General features: G+C 56.5%; 5 protein-coding genes. 2 read left to right on the plus strand and 3 right to left on the minus strand.

The features are described from left to right. Positions 1–60 precede the first annotated feature (60 nt). The gene (locus VMU57_RS20990) at positions 61–1,341 is read left to right on the plus strand and encodes a glycoside hydrolase family 28 protein (protein WP_325387011.1); all 1,281 of its coding nucleotides are present in this window, start codon (positions 61–63) and stop codon (positions 1,339–1,341) included. 17 nt (positions 1,342–1,358) lie between these two features. On the opposite strand, the gene VMU57_RS20995 is transcribed toward VMU57_RS20990, so the two are convergent. Genes VMU57_RS20995 through trxB form a run of 3 tightly spaced genes read right to left on the minus strand, consistent with a single transcriptional unit; the run spans position 1,359 to position 3,325 of the window. Further along, the gene (locus VMU57_RS20995; RefSeq protein WP_325387013.1) at positions 1,359–1,673 is read right to left on the minus strand and encodes a DUF167 domain-containing protein; all 315 of its coding nucleotides are present in this window, start codon (positions 1,671–1,673) and stop codon (positions 1,359–1,361) included. Next, positions 1,670–2,362, minus strand: coding sequence for a YggS family pyridoxal phosphate-dependent enzyme (locus VMU57_RS21000; RefSeq protein WP_325387015.1), 693 nt, complete (start codon positions 2,360–2,362; stop codon positions 1,670–1,672). The genes VMU57_RS20995 and VMU57_RS21000 overlap by 4 nt, the downstream gene beginning before the upstream one ends. 9 nt (positions 2,363–2,371) lie before the next feature. Further along, positions 2,372–3,325, minus strand: coding sequence for a thioredoxin-disulfide reductase (trxB, locus tag VMU57_RS21005; RefSeq protein ID WP_325387017.1), 954 nt, complete (start codon positions 3,323–3,325; stop codon positions 2,372–2,374). Between the two features lie 72 nt (positions 3,326–3,397). Here trxB and VMU57_RS21010 point away from each other — a divergent pair, with 72 nt between their 5' ends. Beyond that, positions 3,398–3,598, plus strand: coding sequence for an allantoinase (locus VMU57_RS21010; RefSeq protein WP_121470247.1), 201 nt, complete (start codon positions 3,398–3,400; stop codon positions 3,596–3,598). The last annotated feature ends 277 nt before the right edge of the window (positions 3,599–3,875 follow it).

Below are 3,875 nucleotides of genomic sequence, written 5' to 3' on the forward strand. Positions count from 1 at the left end.
GTGGTATGACCAATTGCAGGTAATATTTCCCAAGAGAACAATGTGCGTATGGGGGAAGTCATGAAAACGAGCGGTATTCGATGGACGGCGGTTGCAGTGGCAGGTTTAATGATCGGTACAGTTATCCCAGCGGTAGCAGCAGGCAAGGTCTGTGATGCCCGCAGCTACGGCGCGAAAGCGGATGGCACAACGAAAGACACGCAGGCTATCCAGAAGGCGATCGACGACTGCGAGAAAGCCGGGGGAGGCACCGTGAAGCTCTCGGGTGGCACGTTCCTGTCTGCTCCGATTGTGCTCAAAAGCAACATCACCCTCGACATCGCTAAAGGGACGACGTTGCTGGGCTCTCCCGATCATGCCGACTATCCGGCAAAGGCCGAGTTTCGTGGTCCTGGCTATCAGTCCCTTGTCGGTGCGACCAATGCTCACAACATCGCCATCACAGGCGGAGGAGTCATCGACGGCAACGGCGCAAGCTGGTGGGCGCTGGCGCGGACGCAAAAGAACGCCGGTGTGCTTGGCAGTGAGAACTCGCGGCCAAGAGGCGTCGTCTTCGACCACTGCAAGCACGTTCGCATGGAAGGCATTACGGTTCAGAACTCGCCTTACTGGCAGATCGTTCCGTACTACAGCGACGATGTTGTGATCCGTAATGTCCGCATTCTCGCTCCGCAGCACTCGCCGAACACTGACGCCATCGATCCCTTCAGTTCCAGCAACGTTGTCATTGACCATGTCTATGCCGATGTAGGCGACGACAACGTGGCCATCAAGAGCGGCATGATCAACTCGCCCGGCCCTGACGCGCCGAGCAAGAACATCACCATCACCGACTGCGAGTTCATGCATGGCCATGGTCTCTCCATCGGCAGCGAGATCGCCGGCGGCGCACAGAACATTCACGCCGAACGTATCCACTTCACCGGCACCGATCAGGGAATCCGCATCAAGGCGAACCGCGACCGCGGCAACGACGTCAGCAACATCTCCTTCAAAGACATCACGATGGAGAACGTGAAGACCTCGATCCTCATCAGCGAGTACTATCCGAAAGCGCTTCCTCAGGGCGAGGTCGCCGCAGAGCCGGTGCAGCGGCTGACACCGCACTTCCACAACATCACCATCGAGAACGTGAAGTCGATCAACAGCGCGTGGGCAGGCGTCATCATCGGCTTGCCTGAGGCTCCGGTAAAGGACCTCGTCATGAAGAACGTCGATATTCAGGCCAAAAAAGGGATGGCGATTGCCTACGCAGACGTTACCGGAAGCAATGTCAAAGTAACAGCGGCTGAAGGGGAGGGAATCACCGTCGCTCCCACAGCTAAGGCGACCTTCAAATAATTAACAAAGCTCCCTAATCAGCAAAGCTCAACGGGAAAGAGCGCGGACTGAACCTCGGCCGCGCTTTTTCCTGTAATGCGAAGCACCTTCATGCGGCTGGTCGCGCCGGAAAGAATGGCAATGCGCGCCCGTTGGATCCGCAGCAGTCCCGCGACGAACTCGATAAGCGCCTCGTTGGCACGTCCATCGACGGGCGGCGTCGTCAACGAGATCTTTACTGCGCCAGCATGGATGCCGCCAATGTCGTTTTTCTTTGCTCCCGGACGTACGCGCACCGGCAGTGTGCATCCATCGGCGACATCGTGAGCTAGATTAAAAACTTCTTCGATCATGCCGGATACTCCCGCTTGCCGAAGAGCGCCGTGCCGACGCGGACGCAGGTGCTGCCTTCCTGAATTGCGACGACAAAATCGTTCGACATGCCCATCGAGAGCTGTGTCAGTGCGGGGTGAGCCTTCTGCGATTCATCCCGGAGCTGACGCAGCACTTTGAAGTAGGGGCGTGCCGTCTCAGCATCGAGCGACCATGGCGGAACAGTCATCAGGCCGACGGCTTCGATTGATTCGAGGCCTTCTATCGCAGTCAGCAGTTCGGGAAGTTCCTCTGGAGCGAGACCGTGCTTCGATTCCTCGTGGCTCAGCTTTACCTCGATCAGCACCGGCAATTTTTTACCCAATGCGTCTGCGGCGGTGTTCAACCGTTGCGCAATCTTCAACGAATCTACAGCGTCGATCGCGTCAAATAACTCGGCTGCTTTGTTTGTCTTATTCGATTGCAGCGGACCGATCAGATGAAAGCTGGCGTCCGTCAGTGTGTCGAGATGCTGCGACTTCTCTTGAAACTCCTGCACGCGGTTTTCGCCAAAGAGGCGTTGACCCGCCGCATAGGCATCCAGAATGACTTCGACTGGATGAACCTTGCTGACGGCCATGAGAGCTACCTCGCTCTCATGGCGATTGCTCTGGCGGCAGGCCTGAGCAATCTGTTCGTGCAGGCGAGCGAGATTATCGGCGATTGACATGACTCTGTCTTATCTGCCGCGCTCTTCCAGGTACTTTTCTACCTCGAGCGCGGCCATGCAGCCTGATCCGGCTGCTGTGATGGCCTGGCGGTAGCGACGGTCCTGAATGTCGCCGCAGGCGAAGACGCCGGGGATGATCTCGCCGTTCAACGTGGGGAAGACGTTGTTCTGGGTCAGGATGTAGCCGTCTTCGTCGAGATCGAGCATTCCCTTGAACGCCGAGGCGTTAGGGATGTGGCCGATTCCGAGGAACATCGCGGAGACGGGAAGGACGGACTCTTCGCCGGAGATGAGGTTCTTGAGGCGTAGCCCTTTTACGTCCTTCTCTTCGACGCCGAGTACCTCTTCGACCGTGGTGCTGGAGAGGAACTTGATGCTGGGGTGGCCAATGGCGCGATCCAGCATGATCTTCGAGGCGCGGAAGTTCTCGCTGCGATTGATCAGCGTGACCTTGGAGGCGAAGCGGGTGAGGAAGAGCGCCTCTTCCATGGCCGAATCGCCACCGCCGATGACGGCGATCTCCTTGCCGGAGAAGAAGAAGCCGTCGCAGGTGGCGCAGGAGCTGACGCCGTGGCCGATGAGGGCCTGTTCGGACGGCAGGTTTAGCCAGCGGGCGCTTGCGCCGGAGGCGATGATGAGCGTCCGGGTGTGGATGATCTCGTTGCCGAGGTTCAGCTCGAAGGGGTGCTTGCTGAGATCGATCGAGGCGAGATGGGCCATGCGCAGCTCGGCGCCGAAGCGGACCGCCTGTTTCTTCATGTTCTCGATCAGCTCAGGACCCTGGATACCGTCGGGCCAGCCGGGAAAGTTTTCGACCAACGTGGTGATGGACAACTGGCCGCCGGGCTCGTGACCTTCGAGGACCAGGGGCTTGAGGTTTGAGCGGGCAGCGTAGATGGCGGCGGTCAGTCCGGAGCAGCCGGACCCGAGGATGACGGTGTCGCGAGTATTGTTTTCTGGCATATGAACTCTCTTAGTGTAAATGCGCGATTGGGGAAAAGGATTCAACGTGCATTTAGTGACACAATTGAGGCTATGGCAAATCTTACGTTGGTCTACGGAATGAGGCTGCTGCCCGCAGATGAGATTGCGGCAGTGGGCGACGCCCCCGTCACGCTGAACAATGGCAACGAAGCGCATGTGACCATGCATGTTCTGGAAGGAAGCCGGGAACAGATTGAAGCTCAGCTACGCATGAGCATTGATGCTTTCTTCGATTTCTACCCTGAGATCTAGCACCTTTTGAGGGGTACCCCCCCGGGGGGTACCTTTGGCATAAGTCTATTTATTTCAATGGTTTGCCAAGGCAACAATATATTTGACTAACCCAAAATTAGCCTCTGAAGGGGCTATTATTATTTTGTCAGGCAGCAGAACCATAAAATGCACCCCTGTGATGAGTATGTAAATAAATGCCACTTCGCATTAAATTGCATGCAACTTTTGTATGTATAGTTTGCATAAATGCCTTACACTAATTATGTGTATAGACGAAATACACATAAAAACCGAC

The sequence above is a fragment of the Edaphobacter sp. genome (assembly GCF_035532915.1).
Taxonomy (GTDB): Bacteria; Acidobacteriota; Terriglobia; order Terriglobales; family Acidobacteriaceae; genus Edaphobacter.